Source organism: Nostoc sp. (assembly GCF_036918245.1).
GTDB lineage: Bacteria > Cyanobacteriota > Cyanobacteriia > Cyanobacteriales > Nostocaceae > Nostoc.
On sequence record NZ_JBALEF010000043.1, the window covers coordinates 331,449 to 353,319 of the forward strand.

Genomic DNA, 21,871 nt, shown 5'->3' on the forward strand with positions numbered 1-21,871 from the left:
TTTTACAAAATCTTTTTAAGGGCGTTTATTTTAGTTGCCTTCATGATAGCGGGTTATTTTTGACAAGCGAGGTGCGCTCACCGTCAAAAATAACTCGTTATTGGGGTGTGTTCCACCTAATGGCTCTTTTGTTCAATCTGAGCGTGGCACTAAAGATATTGTTTTTTAGTGCCACCAGCGGGACACATCTTGAATGGCATTAGCTATATCTTTCACTGCAAGTTTATCACCTAAAATAAATATAACAGGAGTTAATGCGTTTATATCCTTGAGTAAGTCTGTGCGAGTATGAACAGATAAGATGTGAAGTGTTTCTCGCCAGTACTCAAAAAGTGGAGTTTTTTGTATTTGTGAAAGTTTACCAGCCAAACTTCTTAGGACAATGACGCGATTATCCTGAGGCTGAATCTCCCTAGCAGCAGCCAGTGCTTCAGGTAACAATTCTGGCAGAATAGCCGCCAAACTACTTAGGGCTTTTGCGCGATACTCATCAAACTGAATCTCCCTAGCAGCAGCCAGTGCTTCTTGTAACAACTCAGGAGACAGTTTAACAACCAAACTACTTAGGGCATCGGCGCGATCCATCTCAGATTGAATCTTCCTAGCAGCAGTCAATGCCTCTAGTAACAATTCTGGCAGAATACCCGCCAAACTATTTAGGGCATCGGCGCGCTCCTTTTCATCCGGAATCTCCCTAGCAGCAGCCAGTGCTTCTTGTAACAACTCAGGAGGCAGTTTAACAACCAAACCACTTAGGGCTGAGGCGCGATGCCAATCATCCAGAATCTCCCTAATAGCAGCTAGTACTTCTGGTAACAATTCTGGCAGAATAGCCGCCAAACTACCTAGGGCTATTGCACGAGACAACTTATCCTGAATCTCTCTAGCAGCAGCCAGTACTTCAAGTAACAACTCAGGAGGCAGAATAGCCGCCAAACTACTTAGGGCTTCTGCGCGAGAATACTTATCCTGAATCTCCTTAGCAGTAGCCAGTGCTAGAGGTGACAACTCAGGAGACAGTTTATCAGCCAAACTACTTATGACATGGACGCGATACCACTCTTCCTGAATCTCCCTAGCAGCAGCCAGTAACTCTGGTAACAATTCTGGCAATTTATCAGCCAAACTAATTAGGGTATGGGTACGATTTCTCTCATGCGGAATCTCCCTAGCAGCAGCCAGTGCTTCAGGTAACAATTCTGGCAATTTATCAGCCAAACTAATTAGGGCTCTTGCGCGATTCTGCTCATCCGGAATCTCCCTAGCAGCAGCTAGTGCTTCAGGTAACAATTCTGGCAATTTATCAGCCAAACAAATTAGGGCATAGGCGCGATTCGACTGAGACTGAATCTCCCAAGCAACAGTCAGTGCTTTTGAGAGTCCTAATTCTTTTAAGTTTGGTGGTAAAAGATTGGCTAGCTTAGTAAGCGAGTATACTTTCTGTATTGGATTCGGGCTTTGTAGAACGTAAGCAAGTCCTTGTTCGGGAGTCCATACATTTTTTTCGATCAACGCCAGAAGCAATTCAATTGGTAAATTAGCTGCCAGACTATTAAGGGATGCAATAATCAAAGCATAGCGACACTGCAATCCAATAACTTGAGGTAGGGTTGCGAGAGTCCAAGTGTCTTCTGCCAATTGCCAAGCACGAGCAACATCAGTTACAAAATTGGCAGTTTGTCCCAAGCGATCGCACGCCTCATACCAACCATTAGCTCCTGTTTTTGACTCCTCCCGCAATAATGAATGAATTTCTTCTACCTTTTCAGCTTTTTCCAAATGCCAAACTAGATGCTGATGGATATAACCATCATTGGGCAGGGTATGCCACAAACTATCTTGGGTTTTTTGTCGGTATTTCTCTATAAAGGTGGCATGAGCATTAGTAAGAGTTATACCTAACCCTGGGAAATCGCCTTCGGACTTTGGGTTTGGTGGAGCGGTTAACAAATTACGTGCAAGGTCATGAAATAAGTCATGTAAACGGTAGGTTGGTGTGCCATCTGCCAAAGTAACTCCAGACAATAACAGTGCTTTATTTTGCAAATATTGCAATGTCTTGGCAGTATCACGTACATCCATTTTCCACAAAGTCGTTGCCATCATCTTAGTTATGGTGACATCTTCCGGTAATACTCCCAACCAAGAGAAATGCTCCTGCTTTTTTTTAGGCATTCTCTTGACACTCAAATTTAATGATGCTGTTAAGCTGAAGCGTTTTAAAATGGCTTCATCAGTAATTTCTTCTGCTTCTGGTCGGTCAAGAGTTTTTAATCGGGCTATCTCTTGCTGAAAATCTTCTAACAATTGAGTCCAAGTTGTACCACTAGCCACTTCAGCAGCTACCAATTCTAATGCTAGTGGGAGATAACCAATGGCTTTGGCTAAATCGGACGCTGACTGATGTTCTGCACCAGTAATCGCGCGTCCTAACTTCTTAGTTAGCAGTTCTATAGCCTGCTCTGGTGTCATGACATCTAGGCTATAAGTGCTTGCTCTTAATACATGAGCGATCGCAGCGTCACGGGTTGTTACTAAAACTTGACAACGCGCTCCACCAACATTAAATACTTGTGCATCCTCTGGATTCCAAGCATCATCTACTACTAGCAGCACAGCTTTGTCATACAGCAGTGTACGCAGTTGATTGGAAGCAGCTTCTGTGCTGGTGGCTTTAAAGTTGTAGTCCCCCAATGCCTGTACCCAACCACTAAGCAGGGTTAGAAGATTAGGCTGTTGACCTAAAGTTGCCCAGAGAATACCGTCACAAAAATGAGCTTGTACCTCTTGATCTCGTGCTAAAGCCGTTGCGAGGGTAGATTTACCAACCGAACCTAAGCCGTGAATGGCAGTTACTACTAAGGTACGTACATCTGATGAATCTGTGAGTAGACGAGCTTTTAGGTCTTGGCTGTATTCGGGACGATTTACATAGTAAGTTGGTAATGGTGGTGCTTGGAACGGACGTAACTGCTTTTGCCCTTCAATATTTTGAGTGCCGATGAAAGCTTGACCAGCAGGTGCAACATAAACACCAATTTTCTCAGCGAAATTCCCGACATCGTTAGACATTTATACAGTTAAGAGTCACGCTCGTTTAAAAGGACATGTTATCGATCTTGCCTGTTCCACCAGGCATAACCACCTGACCAATTTTTTCTGCCAATTTTTGTAAATTAGGCATGGCAAGAATTTCATTAAGTCTGGGATTGGGTTCTGCTTTCGCTGCTGCTGCTAATTCCTGCATGGCTTGATTAACTTCAGGATTAGCTTTTGCTGCTGATTCTACCTCTAGTACAGCTTTACCATAATTAAGTGGTTGAGACGGTGCTTTTTCAATAGCAACTACAGTATCGGGAGAGTGTTTTTTGAGGGTGACGAGAAACTGACCAGTCTTATCCCATAACGCTTCGCCTACCTTTTCGCCAGTTTTTTCCAAAGCTTTAGTCGCAATCACAGTTCCAATAGCGATCGCACCAGCAGTTAATGGCTCCATCTACTACCTCTTAAGCGCGGCATCATATTTTACTTTTACCACATAGTTTCTCTTTTAGATTTCGCAATTAATGAAGAAAATATCTAGTTAGCTTATGATTTAGGCTCCTAATTTAGACTGCATTCCACTTTTGGGCTATTAAGTAGAATGGGTGGCTGAAAGTATTCATTACTCATGCTCGTGAGCGGTGTCACCACATAAGTGTGTTTTACCAACTTAGGGTTATAAGTTGGTATTTGAGTTCTGACTGGATTAGTTAGTAACTATGTACTAAAAAAGTGTCTGCTTGTAGCCTTATTATATTTGGTTAAAACAGAGAAGTAAAAAGTTGAATTATATTTATGATACTTTTGGGCGCGATCGCCTTCGCCGTAAATCGGGTTAAGGCAAGAAAACTCATCATCTAATACTTCAACACGATGTTGAAGTACCTCAACACGACTTTGAAGTACCTCAACACGATGTTGAAGTACCTCAACACGATGTTGAAGTACCTCAACACGACTTTGAAGTACCTCAACACGACTTTGAAGTACCTCAACACGACTTTGAAGTACCTCAACACGACTTTGAAGTACCTCAAAACGACTTTGAAGTACCTCAACACGACTTTGAAGTACCTCAACACGATGTTGAAGTACCTCAATACGATGTTGAAGTACCTGTTGCTTATTTGATGTTACTTTTTTGACAAATTTAATAAATCCCTCAGTACAATCCACTAAAAATAATTAGGTCGATCTTAATTTGCTTTAATTTTTCCGAATTATTTCTCAGAGAAGTTTATGGTTGCATTGGCTAGAGTACATGCAGTAATCCTACAACTTCCTTCAGGAGCGCATTTTATGGCACGACTAAAACGCAGTTCACCGACTCTAGAAAAGGCTCTCCGTCGAATTGCAGGAATGCGATCGATTAGCCCGACGCTAGAATTTGGCAACGGATTAAATTTGACAGACTACGACAGCCACATCCAAAACTTGCAAACCCAGCTATCAACCTACAACACTTTACTCTCTAGCATAGATGAAATGGCAGGTCGCCTCTCTCTAATTGAAGAAGAATTGGGCGGCTATTCTGAAAAGATGTTAATGAGTGTGGCAACGCATTATGGCAAAGACAGTTTGCAATATGTCCAGGCGGGAGGCAAGTCACGCAAGAAATTATCACGCCGTTCGAGTAACACCCAATCCCCATCTGATGCCGTTTCACTTTAAGACTGATACAGATGGCAGGCAGGGGAGGCAGGGAAAGTAATTTGTATCAATAATTTAGTCAAATGGTATGAGAGTACAGCTAATCTCCCCACTCCTTATCCCGGTTTATGATCCAAACGAGTCGCTTGCTCTAGGGCGGCTTTTTCTTTGGCTCGGCGGACATAGGGTTGTAATTGGGTGCGATCGCAAGCTGTGAAAATACTCAGGTTTTCTAAGGCGATCCCCCGCATTAACATTTCTACGCGCCAGGTTTGTTGTGCTTGGGCGATCGCTGGCGTTTGTCCTTGGGGAGTTAATAGCCCTTCACTCCATACTTGCCAACGTGTCTCAAGTTCTGATTCTGAGATGGGTGTACCTGTATCATTCAGAAACATCGCTGTTTGAGCATCTTTACGACTTTTCAGCCATTTGATTAAAGGATTATTGGTAAAAGAGCCGTAGCGTTTGCCCAAAATCCACTGATTCACAGGCACTTGACGGACGAATCCGGGGATTATGATTTGCAGGAAGTGCCCTTGAGTATCGTAGATTTGGTGCGATCGCTCTAAGCTAGTTATTTCTGTAGCGGATAACCCAGCCCCAAATAATACATAAGCCAAGGCATAATCTCGTACTCCAAATTTCCTGGCTTGTTGCAGAATTTCGTGAACTAAACTAGCTGGTAAATCAGCTACTTCTGTGGTAGTGAACCCTCCTTGTAAGCAGTTTGTTGCTGATTCTGCTGAGGGTGACATGGCTCCATGTAAAAACAACTCCACCAAATTTTCCAGAAAATCATCCCGATCCTCCCAAAGTTCGTGAAATTCGCTGGTGAACTCAATTACGGCATATCCCAAAATCATCCCATTCAGCAAACTTGCTAATTTTTCTGCGGGTAAATAGGTATTTAGGTGTCCTTGCTGGATTACAGTAGCTAAATACTGAGCTACATAACGGTTTGCCTCAGTTACTCCCCTGCCTAGTGCGCGGCGATTTTCTGCCGGGAATTGGTCGGCTTCACCTACCACAGATCGGACAAACTCTGGTACTCTTTCTAATGCATGTAAGCTATCACTTGCATAATCTTTAAGAGCTTGGTAAACATTGCCAGGAGGTGTTGCCCGCCGCACCAGCGACTCACCTAAATCCTTGAAGGCTGCGGATTCTTCCAGCACAGCCAAAAGCAGTCCATGCTTATTGCCAAAATTCCGAAATAGAGTCACTTCGTTGACTTCGGCTTTTTCAGCAATTTGGCGGGTTGTGGTAGCGCTTACTCCCTGAGCAGAAAACAATTCAAGTGCAGCTTGAATCAGGCGTTGACGAGTGGAAATGATTTGAGACGACATAGAAAAATGCAAGTGGCACTTGCAGAAAGTATCAGAGTTTTGCTAGCATAACAAATGTAAGTGATACTTGCTTTACTCTACTGTAACGAACTAGTATACAGGGCGGGTAAATCTCAGTGGGATTATGCCCAAGAAAAAGCAAATCGCTTTCTCATCCATCAACAGGAATTTTTATGACTGCAAATTTTGGGGCGATCGCCCCTGAGAGAGGCAACTCACCTCAACTCAGTTGGACGAATGTAGTATTTTTTGCTACATTTCATGCTTTAGCACTTCTGGCTCCTTGGTTTTTCTCCTGGCCAGCATTAGGTTTGCTAGTGTTTTTGCACTGGTTATTCGGGAGTATTGGTATTTGCCTGGGATATCACCGACTACTGAGCCATCGGAGTTTCCAAGTTCCGAAGTGGTTAGAGTATGCGATCGCCCTGATTGGAGCGTTGGCTTTGCAAGGAGGGCCAATTTTTTGGGTAGGTGGACACCGCCAGCATCACGCTCACACAGAAGATATCAATTTAGATCCTTATTCTGCTCAAAGAGGATTTTGGTGGAGCCATATATTGTGGATTTTTTACCCACGTCCAGAATTTTTTGACTATGAAACCTATAAAAAATATGCCCCTGATTTAGCCAGACAACCCTATTATTGTTGGCTAGATCGCTACTTTTTGCTGTTGCAAATACCCTTCGGTTTGCTGCTTTATGCTTTAGGAGGATGGTCTTTTGTATTCTACGGAGTGTTTCTCAGATGTGTCTTGCTTTGGCACTCAACCTGGTTTGTGAACTCAGCATCACACCTGTGGGGTTATCGCACCTTTGATGCTAATGATGGCGCTCGTAATCTGTGGTGGGTATCCCTCGTCACTTATGGAGAAGGATGGCACAACAACCATCATACTTATCCTCACATGGCAAAATCTGGGTTTTCTTGGTGGGAGATTGATGTTACTTGGTGGAGCATCCTAGTTTTGCAGACTTTGGGTTTAGCTAAAAAAGTTGTCTCGCGTCCTCCTCAAGGTGCAACTCACGGCTAAATTGCAACTAAATTATCATGAATTTGTTATGCCGATTGCTTCTTGCAGTCGGCTTACTAATTTTTATCAGTAGTGTTTCACGGTAAAATCTAACAGATTAAATCACCGTAGTGCATTAAGTGTGAAAACTGACAGCATTTTTTATCGCCTTTTTCAAGAACTTCCTGGCATCTTTTTTGAATTAATTGGCAATCCACCCCAAACGGCAGAGACTTATAAATTCTCCTCAATTGAAATCAAGCAAACTGCATTCCGTATAGATGGTGTTTTTCTCCCAATACAAGGGGAAGAAAATCCGATTTATTTTGTTGAAGTCCAGTTTCAAACTGACACAGAAATTTATTCACGCCTATTTTCAGAAATTTATTTATACTTACGCCAAAATAAACCGAAAAATTCTTGGCGAGGAGTAGTTATCTATCCTAATCGCAGTTTAGATACAGCAGATATCAAGAATTACAGTGAATTTTTCGCTAGCCAGCGCATCAGTCGCATTTATCTTAATGAATTAGGTGAAACTGCATCATTGCCAGTTGGAATTGCTACGATGAAATTAGTGGTCGATGAAGAGGAGACAGCAATTACATCTGCTAGGCAGTTAATAGAGAGAACCCAGCAAGAAATCAACATTGAACCACAACGGCGGCAGTTACTAGAATTAATAGAGACTATTTTGGTTTATAAGTTTCCGACGATGAGTCCAGAGGAGATTGAAGGTATGTTTGGGTTAAGTGATTTGAAAAAAACACGAGTTTATCAAGAAGGCAAACAAGAAGGTAAACAAGAAGGCAAACAAGAGGGAAAACAAGAAGGAGCGCGTGAAGAAAAGTTTAGAATGATACCTTTGTTGTTGAGATTGGGATTGAGTTTTGAAGAAACTGCCAAAGAGTTAGATTTGAGTCTAGAAGAGATTCAGCAAGAAATGCAAAAACAGCCTCCAAGTCAGGATACGTAACCTACAATTAGCACCGATCGCAGATACTCCTAAATATTTTTGCTATTTTCCATTCGCACAATTTTTAATTTTTTCTATGATTTCGCTCTCTCCTATTCTTCAAGCTAGACTTTCCCAACCCTTAAAGATTGGCTCCTTCGAGGTAAAAAGTCGGGTTCTCCAGTCGCCTCTATCTGGGGTGACGGATCTGGTGTTTCGCCGTCTTGTGCGTCGCTATGCGCCAGATTCGATGATGTATACCGAAATGGTGAATGCCACGGGTTTGCATTATGTCAAGCAGTTACCCAAAATCATGGAGGTAGACCCCAATGAACGCCCAATTAGTGTTCAACTATTTGATTGTCGTCCAGATTTCTTAGCAGAAGCAGCAATAAAAGCAGTTGCAGAAGGTGCTGATACTGTTGATATTAATATGGGTTGTCCAGTTAATAAAATCACTAAAAATGGTGGTGGTTCTTCGTTGTTGCGGCAACCAGAAGTAGCAGAAGCAATTGTGCGGGAAGTGGTAAAAGCTGTTGATGTACCTGTGACAGTAAAAACCCGTATTGGCTGGAATGACAACGAAATTACGATTCTCGACTTTGCCAAGCGGATGGAAGATGCCGGGGCGAAAATGATTACGGTACATGGACGCACCCGCGCCCAAGGGTACAATGGCAATGCGCGTTGGGAATGGATTACCCGTGTAAAAGAAGTGCTTTCTATACCAGTGATTGCGAACGGAGATATTTTTTCCGTTGAAGCTGCGGTGAAATGTTTAGAACAAACTGGCGCTGATGGTGTAATGTGTTCCCGTGGAACTTTGGGTTATCCCTTTTTGGTGGGAGAAATTGATCACTTCCTAAAAACTGGGGAGATATTACCACCACCTACCCCAATTGGGCGTTTGGAATGTGCAAGAGATCATTTACAAGCCTTGTGGGAATATAAAGGCGATCGCGGTGTCCGTCAAGCCCGTAAACACATGACTTGGTATGCTAAAGGTTTCGTTGGTGCTGCCGAACTCCGAGGACAGCTAAGTTTAGTTGAAAAAGTAGATCAGGGTTTGGCAATGATTGACCAAGCAATTGAAAAATTGGCTAATGGTTATGAACTAGAGGAAGAAGCACAAGGTAGTTTGGTAATGCTTTAAAAAGTTGATTTTATCACTAGCTTGGGGTGATATTGCTGGTTGCAAAAAGTGACGCGATCGCTTGGATACTACTATTTCAGCTAGAGTTGAAATCTCCTTATGTAAGTCTTTTGAATTTTTAATGTTTAACTAGCCAAAATGGAGGCTCACAATGTTAGTTTCCAAACACAATGATGTTGTAATCGTCCCCGAAATCCTCTCATTAGAAGACTTCATGGCAAATCCTCCAGAAGGGATGGAGTGGGTAGACGAGCAACTAGTAGAAAAAACAGGGATGACATTAAAACATAGCGAAATTCAAGGCAACATCTACTTTTACTGGAGAAGTTACATTAACTCCAATCAACAAGGTGGGAAAGTTTACACTGAAGTACCTTGTCGTACATATAAACAGGGTCGTCGTCCTGATGTCGCTTATCTAACGCCTGAGTTGGTAACTGAGTTTGGTGATGTTCCCACTTTGCCACAGAGTTTCCCGTTGATTGCTGAGATAGTTTCACCCACTGATTTAGCTGAAGAATTATTTCTCAAAGCGCAGGAGTATTTACAGTCCGGTTGTGAGGAAGTTTGGCTAGTATTTCCTGAAAGTCGGTTAGTTTTTGTCATGACTGATAATCAAGTTTGCGGGTTTAAAGCTGGCGATCTGGTTAGGTTTTCAAAAGTATTACTGGGTTTTAGTGTGGTTGTAGACGAATTGTTGGGTTGAGAAGGCGATCCATCTAATAGATATTTTAGTTAATTGCAATTGCAGTAAATTGTCCTCACGCTCAGAAAGTTTTTTCGTTTCAATCCCTAATAGGGATTTTGGTTAATTGCAATCTGGATAGATGATACTGTGTAGGGCAATTTATTGAAGTTTCAATCCCTAATAGGGATTTTAGTTAATTGCAATCTAACTTACCTTTCAATACTTTGGCTGCATCAATGTTTCAATCCCTAATAGGAATTTTAGTTAATTGCAATGTAGCAGTTTTCCTCCTGAGATGTATGAGGAGCAAGGTTTCAATCCCTAATAGGGATTTTAGTTAATTGCAATAAGGAATCGTTGCTGAATATACTTTTACTACTACCGGTTTCAATCCCTAATAGGGATTTTAGTTAATTGCAATACTAATGAGATGACTAGAACTTTACAGCTAGGGATAGAGTTTCAATCCCTAATAGGGATTTTAGTTAATTGCAATGGTACGGCTCTTGGCGCTATACCCATCTCTGTTATTGTTTCAATCCCTAATAGGGATTTTAGTTAATTGCAATTTGCGGAAGTAATATCAATAGGAATTTGAGCGTTTCAATCCCTAATAGGGATTTTAGTTAATTGCAATTTCTTCTATCAAAGAGAATCTTGGTGGCGGCTATGGTTTCAATCCCTAATAGGGATTTTAGTTAATTGCAATTGTAGATTGGTTTTTGCCTTTTGCTTTAGAGTTTAGTTTCAATCCCTAATAGGGATTTTAGTTAATTGCAATACTCCCTAGAAACAGGGGGCGGGTGCTTTGGACACGTTTCAATCCCTAATAGGGATTTTAGTTAATTGCAATTTTAAGGTCAAGTTTTGCAGCCTTGGCAGTACTGTTTCAATCCCTAATAGGGATTTTAGTTAATTGCAATGAGGCAATCCGCTAGCCACTGGGGATTCACTCTAGTTTCAATCCCTAATAGGGATTTTAGTTAATTGCAATTCTAAAATGATGAATCTGTCTCATCTTTTAGAAAGTTTCAATCCCTAATAGGGATTTTAGTTAATTGCAATCTTTCATTTCAATGAGTAATTCACGAAGATGGTCTGTTTCAATCCCTAATAGGGATTTTAGTTAATTGCAATTCCAGGGTTTACCAGATGCGATCGCAAAATCTCCGTTTCAATCCCTAATAGGGATTTTAGTTAATTGCAATGAGAAATATTTAAATCTAAATCATTCATAAATGTTTCAATCCCTAATAGGGATTTTAGTTAATTGCAATTTCTGTAATATTCTGGATTCTAATTTTAGTATCAGTTTCAATCCCTAATAGGGATTTTAGTTAATTGCAATCGCTGCCTTCTGAAAGCGCTGCTGTATTTGGTTTTCAAGGTTCAGTTGCGCGAATGGACGAATCATAACACAGGGAATAGTGATATTACAAGATGCTAAACGCTGAAAACCAGTTCCCATAAGGTGCGCGGATGGTTTGAAAGTACGATTGCCCTCAAAGTATTGTCTAGAAGGAGCGTACAGCCTTTTTCGCTCCATCTCATTTTGTACATCTACCCAGCCGCGCATTTGGCAAGAAAATTAGTCTGATTGGCGATCGCTACCACCATTAAAATAAGCGATCGCCTAATCCTTGCACACCTTAATTTACCAAATCAGCGAACACCTCTTGCACAGCAGGATGCACTAAGCGATGGTTCTGCACGTTTACACCCTTAGCTAATGCTGGGTTAACCTCCAGTGCCAAAATTCCCAAATTCGCCAACTGGACAACATAAGGTAATGTACTATTATTAAGTGCCTGAGTTGCTGTCCAAGGTACTGCTCCTGGCATATTGGGAACGCCATAATGCACTACACCTTCTTCAACGTATACCGGATTTGTGTGAGACGTCGGGTGTAAGGTTTCTATGCAACCGCCTTGGTCAACGGCTACATCAACTATTACTGAACCAGGACGCATTTTTTTGACCAATTCGCGGGATACTAGTATTGGTGCTCTACGTCCTAACACTAAAACTGCACCGATGAGCAAATCCGCTTCTTTAACGGCGGCTTCAATATGAGCAGAGTTGCTGTAAAGCAATTCGACTCTAGAGCCAAAGAGTGTTTCTAAGTAAGATAAGCGCTCCACACTCACATCTAAAATCTGCACGATCGCACCCATGCCTACGGCAATTTTAGCTGCTTCTGTGCCGACAACGCCGCCACCTAAAATTACTACTTTGCCTGGTTTAACTCCAGGGACACCGCCCAAAAGTACACCTCTACCACCTTGCTGACGTTCTAAGAATCTGGCCCCAAATTGTACTGCTAGCCGACCAGCAATTACGCTCATGGGGGTGAGCAAGGGTAGTCTGTTAGCACCAGGTTGTTCTACAGTTTCGTAAGCGATCGCAGTTGTGCCACAATCAATTAAATGCTCTGTCAATTTGCGATCGGCTGCTAAATGTAAATAAGTAAATAATATCTGCCCTTTTTGCAAAAATTTATACTCAGATGTCAGCGGCTCTTTGACTTTAACAACCAATTCCCGATTCCAAGCCGTTTCTGATGTAGGGACAATTTCGGCTCCAGCACTTCTGTAGTCATCATCGGAGAATCCAGCACCATTACCTGCTTGCGTCTCGACGAAGATACTATGACCATTTTCTCGCAGCACCCGCACGCTAGAAGGACTTAACCCTACCCGAAACTCTTGATCCTTATTTTCCTTGGGAACGCCGATTTCCATATATCGCCTCTGATAATTTTTTTGTTTAACTGTAGCCTGGCAATCTCAAGCTTGCTACTTCTATCTTTCTAGTTCCGTATTAGAGATAGCTGGATTAGAGATACCTAATTTCTGTTCTAACTTTCTTAATTCAATCTGAGTAGCTCAAACTCTTACCCTTGACTATTGCCCCAGTATTTATACAATATATAAAGAATAGTAACAATTTATTAAAAAAGCGATTGTATAGCTCCCTACTAAGAAGCTATTGCAGAATTTATCAAGTCATCTTGGCATTCCAGCATTGCAATCAGCTTTTAAGTTAACCTGACTTTTCAACGTCATCTGAAAAATTCAAAGTCTTTTTCCTTCTAAGAGAGAGATTTAGAGAAAGGTTTTCCAGATACCATGAAAAGCAAGTAGCGATTATCCCCACTTTCTGCGACTTTTACCAGAAGTCTGATATCAAGTCCCATCTGCCAAAAATAAGGTTTCTTAAAAGATGACACAAACACAACCAACAATTACACCTAAACTAGCAGAGCCTAAATTTGGCTTTAACGAATACGCCGAACGCTTGAATGGTCGAGCTGCAATGATTGGCTTTGGTTTACTGCTGGTGATTGAATATACAAGCAATCAAGGGGTACTATCATGGCTGGGTCTGAAGTAGTGCCATCAACAAGCACAATCTGGAAGTTGTAAGCTAGTAATTAAAAGAGTTTCAACCAGCTGGAACAACCAGTTGGTTTTGACTTCAATAATTGATAGCGGAGTACTTCCCCCTAGATAGATTAATTATACTTAATTCATAAATAACTGCCCTAGAATGTAAGCAAGAGAGAAATCGAAATACCTATTAGCGATCGAAATATCATAGACTTGCAACTAGTATATGCAAGGCGATTAATGAGTAAATTTCCTCCCCCTACTAAAAAAATCATAAATTAGTGTCTGCCTTGAATGAGAAAGGCAAATTATGGGTGAGGTATTCTTGGTAAATATACACAAAAGGTGAACTGGAACCAACCAAGCTGTGATGAATGCTGTATTACCTCGTTTTTTGAAGTCAACCTACCGAAAAGAGCCACTAATCAGTGTATTGATGACAATGGGTGTTATGGATGCCCTGATTGGCGGATTGAATGATAGCTGGTCGTTGTTTGCTTTTGGTTTGGGAACGGCAGGGATAGCGCTAGGCTTTAAGTTGTGGCGTTTCCAGCAGCGTCGTTCTTTACCAGAGGAGCCTGTAGTGCAACATTATTTGCCCTCTCGTTCTTCTAGTGCGCCTTTACCAATGTTAAGCGTTTCTAAGAAAAAACCACCTCTTTAAAATGTGCAGAGTTATTACTGAAATAACTCTGCAAAATTTATTGGGTTTAATTGTATCTATAAAAGTGAGGAAAAAGAGTGAGTAGTGAGGGAAGAGGTGGCGGTAATTTTTTGCGGCCGTATATTATCCTGGCATTTATGGCAGCTGTTGCCCTTCCAGTGATTACCTGGGAAGGGTTTTATATTCATCAAGCTCATGCTGCCATTGAAGTAACGCCAAACTCCCCAGCTAATACTAACTTTGCTAATGCTCAACTACTTTACACACTCATAGGACATAACGGAACCATTAAATCCCTCGCTTTCACTCCAGATAACAGAATTCTTGTGAGTGGAGGTTCAGAAAACGAGGGTGTTATTCGCCTGTGGAATTTAGCAAACGGCAAAAAGTTGGCGACTATTAATAAAGCACACAAAGCAGCCGTAGAATCTTTAGTGATTTCGCCAGATGGGCAAACCCTCGCTAGCTGTAGCGATGACGATACAATTAACCTCTGGAGTCTGAAAAATTTAAAATTTAGCCGCTCTTTTGTCGGACATACCAGTAACGTATTATCTTTAGCGGTGTCTCCTGATAGTAAAGTTCTCGTCAGTGGAGCTTTGGATGGGATTCGTCTCTGGGATTTGCTACAGCAGCGTCCTCTAGGGACTATAGTGCGCTTTGATAATTCGATTTATACCCTAGCTATTAGTCCTGATGGACAGACCTTGGCTAGTGGTGATAATAAGGGTGTAATCAAGCTGTGGAATTTGAGTACTGGTAAATTAATCAGTGAATTGGTAGCTCATTCTAGTGCTGTTAGCGCTGTGATCTTTACACCAGATGGACAAACATTAGTTAGTGCTAGCCACGATCGCACCATAAAACTGTGGAATATTAATACTGGAGAATTAGTCCGCACCCTTACAGGACATAATAACTGGGTAAATGCGATCGCCCTTAATCCCGATGGACAAACCCTTGCTAGTGCCGGCAGAGATGGAATTAAATTGTGGGATTTAACTACAGGCGAGTTAATAAATACACTGAGTGGACATACAGACTGGGTAAGTGCGATCGCTTTTAGTCCAAATGGTAAAATTCTTGCCAGTGGTGGATTCGATCAAAAAATCAAGATTTGGGGCATTCCAACAAAACGTAATTAACAGCGATCTCACAAAATAATCGTCAAAGAGTAGACTATATCCCCGACTTTTGAAAAGAAATCGGGGATATCATGTTGACACTCCTTTCAAGGCTTTGTGACTCGCCATAGCTCAACTTTTCACGTCATATAGAAAGTCAGGCTATCGCTAACGCCGAAAGATTCCCCCAATCATTTCCTCTATCTGCTAAACTTTGGTCTTGCCTTTTTAGAGTTTTTGTAGTAAAAAATCAACCAAAGCTCAGATCAAATTTTTCTATAACTAGTCAAAATCAATGATGGTAGCAACCAATAGACCTCTTGCATAAATCAAAAATAAAGAACCCCACCCCGCATTTGAGTAAAGCAAACGCTCCCCTCACCTTGGCATCGGGGAGGGGTTGGGGGTGGGGTGTTAGGGACTTTTGCAAGAGTTATAATAGCGATCCCCAAATGTTGAAGAACTGTGAATACTTGATGAAAATACAGCCGAACTAATATCTTATCCAGCAAATTACTGTAAGTATAAACATAGGTAATTTCAAATCATCTGTGCAGTTACTTGCCCTCTAGATTGGAACAATTTCTGAACTTAGACAATCTTAGAAATGGTCATCGTCAGTAAATGCACTGGGTTAAAAATCACGAACTCGTTGGAGACCAAGGTTTGTAGCACTTAACAGCTATTTTGAAGTAGGATAACTTGCTACTTAAATGATGTTTAATTTTCCCGAACTGCTTTTGATCCCCATTTCGATAAAATGACTAGGCAGAATCCTAAAACTAAAAACCGCTTTTGACTGCGACGCTCATGAATCAACTGAACAATGGTTTTACGCTATTTTTAAGTCTGCTAGTCGAGGCGATGCCTTTTTTGCTTCTTGGGGTTTTATTCTCCAGTTTGCTGCTGTTTTTTGTTGATGAGCGCAAACTAGTAGAAAAAATGCCTAAAAATCCGCTCTTGGGTGCTTTAGTTGGCAGCATGATCGGCTTTTTGTTTCCGGTGTGTGAGTGCGGGAATGTACCGGTAGCGCGGCGATTCCTGATTCAAGGAGTACCCACACCAGTGGCAATTGGTTTTTTGCTAGCAGCACCAACAATTAACCCAGTTGTAATTTGGGCCACTTGGACAGCATTTCGAGATCAGCCAGAAATAGTAGTCTTACGAGTCGTATTTTCTCTAACAATTGCCACAATTATCGGGTTTGTTTTCAGTTTTCAAAAGGACTTAGATCCCATAGTCCAACCTGCGATCGCTCGTTATCTGAAGTTTAATCCACCCGCACAGCCTGAAACCAAACGCCGTGGTAAGGCTTACCAACCACAAGAGGAAGTAACGACACCGAATATCTTGCAATCCGGGACTTATATCTTAGGAGGAAAAACAGGTATACCTCTACGGATAGATGCTAATTTCGTAGTCCCGCCTACCTCAGTCTCTACTTCCAATAAACCACTGGCAGCGAAACTGCGCTTAGTTGTGGATAATAGCATCCAAGAATTCCGAGAACTCGGCGGAGTCATGGTTCTAGGAAGTGCGATCGCTGCTGCTATTCAAGTCCTAGCTCCCCGTGAATTAATTCTCAGTTTGGGTGCTGGGCCGATTACCTCAATTGTGGTGATGCTGATATTAGCGGTAGTCGTGTCAATTTGTTCTACAGTTGATTCTTTCTTTGCCCTATCTTTTGCCTCAACCTTTAGCAGTGGTTCATTGTTGGCATTTCTAGTGTTTGGCCCAATGATTGACATCAAAGGTATTGGTTTGATGTTATCCATTTTTAAACCCAAAACGGTTTTTTACTTATTTGCTTTAGCAGCACAATTAACATTTGTGTTCACCCTTTTCTTGAACTTGCACGTCTTTTAAAAAATTATTTGTCATTTGTCATCTGTCCTTTGTCCTGCTTAATGACCAATACTTCGACTACGCTCAGTACAAGTGACCAATGACCAATACTTCGACTACGCTCAGTACAAGTGACTAATGACTAATGACCAATGACTAATGACCAACAAAAATCCCAAATCTAAAATTCCAAATCTATTACTCCCTTGGCTGGATGCTATAGCAATTACAGCTTGGGGCACTTTGATGTTGAGATATTGGCTAACTAACAAGCTGAACCTGTTGATTCATCCAAATTACATTTGGTTCGTAGTTGTAACTGGTATCAGCTTGATTGTTATTGGTTTCTTCAAAATGCAGGAACTTTGGCAACGTCGTCGCCGTGATGTGACACCAAACGCCCCGCATATTAGTTTATTTCCTCCTGGTTGGGGCAGTGCTTTGTTGTTGACTACAGCAATTCTAGGTTTTATCATTACACCGCAAGTTTTTGCTAGTGACAAAGCACTCCAAAGGGGGGTGACGGCTGATTTATTGGGAAGCACACGTGTCAAACCTCAAGCCTTTCGGGCTACTGTTCGTCCAGAGGAGCGATCGCTTGTAGACTGGGTACGCACTGTCAATGTCTATCCTGAGCCAGATACATATACAGGACAAAAAGTCAAGGTGCAGGGATTTGTGATTCACCCGCCCGATATAGGAAAAGAATATTTGTTTTTAGCACGATTTGTCTTAAGTTGCTGTGCAGCAGATGCTTACCCTGTGGGATTGCCCGTCAAACTACAAAATAATCAAGAGCTTTACTCTGCTGATACATGGCTGGAAGTAGAAGGACAAATGGTGACAGAAAATTTGGCAGGTAAACGCCAACTTACCATTGCCGCTACCTCTCTCGAAAAGATTCCTCAACCCCAGAATCCTTATAGTTATTAGTCATTTGTCCTTTGTCATTAGTCATTTGTAGATGCCCCATGCCCAATGCCCAATGCCCAATGCCCAATGCTCCATAACCAATGACTAAATCTAAAGCATTCCAACCACTGGATCGTATAGTGATCGCACTAATGCTACTGCTGAGTGTGCTGATTGGGTTAATCATCTTGCAAGGTGATGTGGTAACTGCTCGTGTCCGGGAATTTACCTGGCAAAATCAACAAATTGGGGCAGAAGATAATTCCTTCACCCTCACCTTCAGCCGCCCAATGGAAGTAAAAAGCGTCGAGGATAACTTGAAAATCGAGCCACCCCTAGCAGGTAAATTCAGTTGGGCAGGGCGGCGGATGGTTTATACACTGGTAACACCAGCACCTTATGGCACAAATTATAAAGTGCAGTTACAAGGAGCTAAAGATAAATTTGCGGAGCAAGAGGGCAAAAATCGGCTGATACAGCCCTTTACAGGTAGCTTTCGTACACGCGATCGCGTCATCCTTTACATCGGAACCGATCGAGAAGAACAGGGACGGTTAGTTCTTTACAACTTAACCCAAGAGCAAAAAAGAGTACTTACCCCCAAAGACCTGATAGTAATCGACTTTGAGTCATTTCCTGATGGAGAGAAAATTTTATTTTCTGCTCGCGCCGCAAACAATCAAGACTTACTTTCAGCCCAACTGTATACCGTGACAACAGGCGTTTCTGCTAAATCTGGACAAAAAGCAGAACCAGAAGGCAAAGTTGACCTGACTTTAGATAGTAAAGATTATCAAAACCTGAAATTTGACTTATCACCTGATGGGCAAACTATTGTTATCCAGCGGGGAAATAAAACTAATCCTGGCGACTTTGGACTATGGTTTATGCCAGCAACCAGTGATGGTTCAGTAGAAAAATCTACCCCAAAACGCCTAAAAAGTCAACCGGGGGGAGACTTTATGGTGACACCAGATAGTAAAGCCGTAGCGGTTGCTCAAGGACAGGGAGCAGCGATTTTACCACTGCAAGGTGATGCCAGTAAACCTTTGGATTTCCTGCCGCAGTTTGGTTTGGTACAAGCTTTTTCCAAAGATGGCTCTCAAGCAGCGATGGTAAAGTTTAATACAGATTATACGCGGGATTTATTTTTGGTGACAAACCAAGGTGTGCAGAAACAACTATTAAAAACAACAGGTTCAATTCTTAGTTGCCAATTTGACATCGCCTCACCCACCCTCTACTGCTTGCTGACACAGCTAGTATCCAAGGAACAATACATAGAACAGCCCTATGTGGTGGCAATTGATCTGAAAACTGGGCAACAGAAACCACTGTTAGTACTGCCTCCCGCTCAACGGAATGTGCAAATGAGTTTATCTGCCGACGGTTTGGGGTTGTTATTTGACCAAGTAGTACCGCAGACAAACACGACAGCATCATTACCCACAAATACTTTGAAAACTGATGATGGGGATGTTATTGCTACCAGTAGCCTGTGGTTAATGCCTCTGTTGCCCATCGCTGATGCTGCGACTGTTGAAATTAGACCAGAACAACTTCCCTTAGCCGGATTTCATCCCCGATGGCTACCTTGAAAAAGCTTAGATTCCCGACTTTTTAGAGAAGTCGGGAATCTTGTTGATACCAAGCTGACAATTCCTCATTTATTGGATTTGAAACTATGAATTGATAATTTGTCCAAGCTTCCCAAAAAATATAAATTGATAGTATTCCTAAGAAAATGCGAAGTACTAAACTCACAGTAGAATCTGGTAGTTTTGGCAATGTGCGAGTACTCATTTGAACGCCTAAAAGACCGCCACATCCCAAAACTATACCTTGAACAAACAGAATATTTCCCTCTAACGTGTGTCCTGTGCAGGCAGCTAAACCAGTGATGACAATCACGCCCAAACTAGTCTGAATTGCTACTTTAATTTCTTCTCCCAGTAGCAGCATTTGCAGTGGCACCATAATCGTACCGCCACCTAAGCCGAATAAACCTGCTAAAATTCCTGCTGCTCCCCCAGTGCCAATTTTAGAAACTAATGGGTTAAATACTGGGGCTGTATTCTCTATTTCTTTGAAGGATAATTGCTTGCGAAGCTCAATCAGATAAATATTAGCAAGTAGTATGATGCCAAATGTAAAGAGTATTATATAAGATGGAATTTTATTGGCAAAATATACACCTATTCCAGTAGTTAAGAAGGCTGGAATTCCTAAATAAATTACTCGTTTAAAGTCAAAGTAGCCCATCCACCAATTTTGCAAACTTCCAGAAATTGAAGTAATTACAATAGCAAGGCTACTAGTAGCGATCGCCTGAACGGGAGTATAACCTAGTGTGACTAAAAGAGGAATTGTGATAATACCGCCACCTATTCCTAAAAGTCCAGCGATGACTCCAGATATTAAACCCCCACTCACTAAAATCAACCAACTAATATCAATCATAAATAATTATTTTTCTAGAGAACTGATAGTGCTGAGTGGGCATTGGGCATCCCTTCGGCTTCGCTCAGGGCAAGTGGGCATTGGGCATAGATTATTCTTCTTGTACCCCTCATCTCCCTTATTTTCCTCATGCCTGTACTGTCACCGGATGGCTAACAACACCTCCATAGAGCAATCCAGAGTCATTCCACGGAACTGTACTCGGTTGTGTATTACCTAAATTGTCAGTAGCACGAGCCTGGAGAAAGTATTCCCCAGGAAGTGGGTTCCATTCAATGTCCCAGCGTACCCATGCAAATGGAAAATTTGGTTCTCTCAGTCGTGCAAATTGCCAAGTTTTGCCACCATCTAGGCTGACTTCCACACGGACAATTTTTCCTTTCCCAGACCAAGAACGTCCACGCAGTAAGTGGGTTCGAGCCGAAAGCGTAGCGGGCCAAGCTAACTCGAAAGCGCTCTTAACATTTTGATAGGTAATCAGCTTACCTTTATACGGAGCGATCGCTGGGTAATCTGCACCAACTAGCACCATCTGCTCCGTTACCCACTGGGTATATATCGGTGTTTCAGAAACCTCAATTCGCTCAATCCATTTAACGTTGGCGTTTCCTCCCCAACCAGGGAATAGGGCACGGCACGGCTGGCCATGATCTGGAGGTAATGGTTCTCCGTTCATGGCATAGACGACGAGCGAGTTATCTGCTAATGCCTTGCTAATTGGAACTACACTGCTGAACTTGGATTTATTTGTCTCCTTAGAGTCCAGCGAATCCACATCTGCACCCTCAACGAGTACGTCTTTCGCTGTGGATTTCAGTCCAGCTCGCTCTAATAACATCCCAAGTGGTACACCAGTCCACTCAGCCACACCAATAGCCCCAAGTCTCCACCGTGTTCCAGGGAGTGGGGTGTTGTAAGCCTCTTCAAAGAAGCGCCGACCATTGGCAGCACACTCAATGGCACAAGTGACTGAGATGGATGGCATAGCGATGATTTCATCGTAGGTAAATTCGCAAGGTGCAGAAACGCCAGTTCCATGAATTTGCAAACGCCATGTAGATAGGTCAAAGGTCGGAGGTGTACTGCGGTTGTGAACATAAAACCAATCATTTGGTACTAAATAGCCACGCCCATACATCGCTTCCCAGTTCATCTCTAATGTGCCTTTGCTATGAGAGATATACCCTGGTGGCAATGGCTTAAGTATTTTGCTGCCTTTAGTTTTAATAGCTGCCTGACTGTAAGCCGGTGCAGGTTTCGCTAACCCCGCGATGGCTGTGGCGCTAACCATAGTAGCTAGTATTTTCAGAAAGCGCTGGCGCGAAATACCCGCATCTGTACTTTTTTGCCAGATGCACTGTTCAACCCGTGCCTGTAAATAATCCTCCTGGTCAAAGAGGTTTTCATCGCTCAAGCTATTACCCCCTTGTAATTATTTTTAATTTTCAGTAGGGGCACGGCATTACCCATACGTGTCAACTTAAGCTGAAAACTATATTGGGTAGGTGTTTTACACATCACCTCACGCCCTCATCCCCTAACCCCTTCTCCCAAGGGAGAAAGGGAATTAAATCTCTGGCTCCCCTCTCACGGATGGGAGAGGGGCTGGGGGTGAGGGCAAAACGTTCTCACC

18 protein-coding genes and 1 CRISPR repeat array are annotated in these 21,871 nt (G+C 42.2%); of the genes, 11 read left to right on the forward strand and 7 right to left on the reverse strand.

All coding sequences use genetic code 11. The features are described 5' to 3' along the window. Positions 1-165 precede the first annotated feature (165 nt). From V7L12_RS11430 to V7L12_RS11440, 3 genes are all read right to left on the reverse strand, one after another. Positions 166-3,072: an NB-ARC domain-containing protein gene (locus V7L12_RS11430; protein ID WP_335084384.1), complete on the reverse strand. Its 2,907-nt coding sequence runs from the start codon at positions 3,070-3,072 to the stop codon at positions 166-168. Positions 3,073-3,097: 25 nt separating this feature from the next. Beyond that, the gene (locus V7L12_RS11435; protein WP_335084385.1) at positions 3,098-3,496 is read right to left on the reverse strand and encodes a hypothetical protein; all 399 of its coding nucleotides are present in this window, start codon (positions 3,494-3,496) and stop codon (positions 3,098-3,100) included. A gap of 263 nt (positions 3,497-3,759) precedes the next feature. Next, positions 3,760-4,218 carry a hypothetical protein gene (locus tag V7L12_RS11440; RefSeq protein WP_335084386.1) on the reverse strand — a complete coding sequence of 153 codons (459 nt, stop codon included), beginning with the start codon at positions 4,216-4,218 and terminating at the stop codon, positions 3,760-3,762. A 123-nt stretch (positions 4,219-4,341) separates the two neighbouring features. Here V7L12_RS11440 and V7L12_RS11445 point away from each other — a divergent pair, with 123 nt between their 5' ends. Continuing rightward, a complete protein-coding gene (locus tag V7L12_RS11445; protein ID WP_335084387.1) occupies positions 4,342-4,713 on the forward strand; it encodes a hypothetical protein in 372 nt (123 codons plus the stop codon). A 95-nt stretch (positions 4,714-4,808) separates the two neighbouring features. On the opposite strand, the gene V7L12_RS11450 is transcribed toward V7L12_RS11445, so the two are convergent. Then, positions 4,809-6,038, reverse strand: a complete 1,230-nt coding sequence (locus tag V7L12_RS11450; RefSeq protein WP_335084388.1) for a TetR family transcriptional regulator — start codon at positions 6,036-6,038, stop codon at positions 4,809-4,811. 173 nt (positions 6,039-6,211) lie between these two features. Here V7L12_RS11450 and V7L12_RS11455 point away from each other — a divergent pair, with 173 nt between their 5' ends. The 4 genes from V7L12_RS11455 (at position 6,212) to V7L12_RS11470 (ending at position 9,862) form a co-directional block, all read left to right on the forward strand. Next, positions 6,212-7,069, forward strand: coding sequence for an acyl-CoA desaturase (locus V7L12_RS11455; protein ID WP_335084389.1), 858 nt, complete (start codon positions 6,212-6,214; stop codon positions 7,067-7,069). Positions 7,070-7,190: 121 nt separating this feature from the next. Then, positions 7,191-8,024, forward strand: a complete 834-nt coding sequence (locus V7L12_RS11460; protein WP_335084390.1) for an Rpn family recombination-promoting nuclease/putative transposase — start codon at positions 7,191-7,193, stop codon at positions 8,022-8,024. A gap of 76 nt (positions 8,025-8,100) precedes the next feature. Next, positions 8,101-9,156, forward strand: coding sequence for a tRNA dihydrouridine synthase DusB (gene dusB / locus V7L12_RS11465; protein ID WP_335084391.1), 1,056 nt, complete (start codon positions 8,101-8,103; stop codon positions 9,154-9,156). A gap of 151 nt (positions 9,157-9,307) precedes the next feature. Then, complete coding sequence (locus V7L12_RS11470; RefSeq protein ID WP_335084392.1) at positions 9,308-9,862, forward strand: Uma2 family endonuclease; 555 nt, start codon at positions 9,308-9,310, stop codon at positions 9,860-9,862. 76 nt (positions 9,863-9,938) lie between these two features. Beyond that, positions 9,939-11,192: direct repeats of the CRISPR family, unit length 37 nt; unit sequence GTTTCAATCCCTAATAGGGATTTTAGTTAATTGCAAT. A gap of 301 nt (positions 11,193-11,493) precedes the next feature. On the opposite strand, the gene ald is transcribed toward V7L12_RS11470, so the two are convergent. Beyond that, the gene (gene ald, locus V7L12_RS11475; RefSeq protein ID WP_335084393.1) at positions 11,494-12,585 is read right to left on the reverse strand and encodes an alanine dehydrogenase; all 1,092 of its coding nucleotides are present in this window, start codon (positions 12,583-12,585) and stop codon (positions 11,494-11,496) included. Positions 12,586-13,066: 481 nt separating this feature from the next. On the opposite strand from ald, the gene V7L12_RS11480 reads away from it, so the two are divergent. The 6 genes from V7L12_RS11480 to V7L12_RS11505 all read left to right on the forward strand — a co-directional run bounded on the left by V7L12_RS11480 (position 13,067) and on the right by V7L12_RS11505 (position 19,376). Further along, the gene (locus V7L12_RS11480) at positions 13,067-13,237 is read left to right on the forward strand and encodes a hypothetical protein (RefSeq protein ID WP_334821099.1); all 171 of its coding nucleotides are present in this window, start codon (positions 13,067-13,069) and stop codon (positions 13,235-13,237) included. A 366-nt stretch (positions 13,238-13,603) separates the two neighbouring features. Next, on the forward strand, positions 13,604-13,897 hold the full coding sequence (locus V7L12_RS11485) for a hypothetical protein (protein ID WP_104907419.1): 294 nt from the start codon (positions 13,604-13,606) through the stop codon (positions 13,895-13,897). 137 nt (positions 13,898-14,034) lie between these two features. Next, positions 14,035-15,042 carry a WD40 repeat domain-containing protein gene (locus V7L12_RS11490; protein ID WP_335084441.1) on the forward strand — a complete coding sequence of 336 codons (1,008 nt, stop codon included), beginning with the start codon at positions 14,035-14,037 and terminating at the stop codon, positions 15,040-15,042. Between the two features lie 789 nt (positions 15,043-15,831). After that, positions 15,832-16,887: a permease gene (locus V7L12_RS11495; RefSeq protein WP_335084394.1), complete on the forward strand. Its 1,056-nt coding sequence runs from the start codon at positions 15,832-15,834 to the stop codon at positions 16,885-16,887. 138 nt (positions 16,888-17,025) lie between these two features. After that, the gene (locus V7L12_RS11500) at positions 17,026-17,799 is read left to right on the forward strand and encodes a TIGR03943 family putative permease subunit (RefSeq protein ID WP_335084395.1); all 774 of its coding nucleotides are present in this window, start codon (positions 17,026-17,028) and stop codon (positions 17,797-17,799) included. An 80-nt stretch (positions 17,800-17,879) separates the two neighbouring features. Then, positions 17,880-19,376 carry an Ig-like domain-containing protein gene (locus tag V7L12_RS11505; protein WP_335084396.1) on the forward strand — a complete coding sequence of 499 codons (1,497 nt, stop codon included), beginning with the start codon at positions 17,880-17,882 and terminating at the stop codon, positions 19,374-19,376. A 22-nt stretch (positions 19,377-19,398) separates the two neighbouring features. On the opposite strand, the gene V7L12_RS11510 is transcribed toward V7L12_RS11505, so the two are convergent. Both V7L12_RS11510 and V7L12_RS11515 read right to left on the reverse strand, forming a co-directional pair. Further along, positions 19,399-20,238 carry a sulfite exporter TauE/SafE family protein gene (locus tag V7L12_RS11510; protein WP_335084397.1) on the reverse strand — a complete coding sequence of 280 codons (840 nt, stop codon included), beginning with the start codon at positions 20,236-20,238 and terminating at the stop codon, positions 19,399-19,401. 127 nt (positions 20,239-20,365) lie between these two features. Continuing rightward, positions 20,366-21,652, reverse strand: coding sequence for a sulfite oxidase (locus V7L12_RS11515; protein ID WP_335084398.1), 1,287 nt, complete (start codon positions 21,650-21,652; stop codon positions 20,366-20,368). Between the last annotated feature and the right edge of the window lie 219 nt (positions 21,653-21,871).

Coding starts and splice junctions, on each gene's coding strand:
- V7L12_RS11480 (WP_334821099.1), top strand. CDS start 13,067: ATGACACAAACACAACCAACAATTACACCTAAACTAGCAGAGCCTAAA.
- V7L12_RS11510 (WP_335084397.1), bottom strand. CDS start 20,238: ATGATTGATATTAGTTGGTTGATTTTAGTGAGTGGGGGTTTAATATCT.
- V7L12_RS11485 (WP_104907419.1), top strand. CDS start 13,604: ATGAATGCTGTATTACCTCGTTTTTTGAAGTCAACCTACCGAAAAGAG.
- V7L12_RS11500 (WP_335084395.1), top strand. CDS start 17,026: ATGACCAACAAAAATCCCAAATCTAAAATTCCAAATCTATTACTCCCT.
- V7L12_RS11490 (WP_335084441.1), top strand. CDS start 14,035: ATGGCAGCTGTTGCCCTTCCAGTGATTACCTGGGAAGGGTTTTATATT.
- V7L12_RS11430 (WP_335084384.1), bottom strand. CDS start 3,072: ATGTCTAACGATGTCGGGAATTTCGCTGAGAAAATTGGTGTTTATGTT.
- V7L12_RS11450 (WP_335084388.1), bottom strand. CDS start 6,038: ATGTCGTCTCAAATCATTTCCACTCGTCAACGCCTGATTCAAGCTGCA.
- V7L12_RS11435 (WP_335084385.1), bottom strand. CDS start 3,496: ATGGAGCCATTAACTGCTGGTGCGATCGCTATTGGAACTGTGATTGCG.
- V7L12_RS11495 (WP_335084394.1), top strand. CDS start 15,832: ATGAATCAACTGAACAATGGTTTTACGCTATTTTTAAGTCTGCTAGTC.
- V7L12_RS11505 (WP_335084396.1), top strand. CDS start 17,880: ATGACTAAATCTAAAGCATTCCAACCACTGGATCGTATAGTGATCGCA.
- V7L12_RS11455 (WP_335084389.1), top strand. CDS start 6,212: ATGACTGCAAATTTTGGGGCGATCGCCCCTGAGAGAGGCAACTCACCT.
- dusB (WP_335084391.1), top strand. CDS start 8,101: ATGATTTCGCTCTCTCCTATTCTTCAAGCTAGACTTTCCCAACCCTTA.
- ald (WP_335084393.1), bottom strand. CDS start 12,585: ATGGAAATCGGCGTTCCCAAGGAAAATAAGGATCAAGAGTTTCGGGTA.
- V7L12_RS11445 (WP_335084387.1), top strand. CDS start 4,342: ATGGCACGACTAAAACGCAGTTCACCGACTCTAGAAAAGGCTCTCCGT.
- V7L12_RS11470 (WP_335084392.1), top strand. CDS start 9,308: ATGTTAGTTTCCAAACACAATGATGTTGTAATCGTCCCCGAAATCCTC.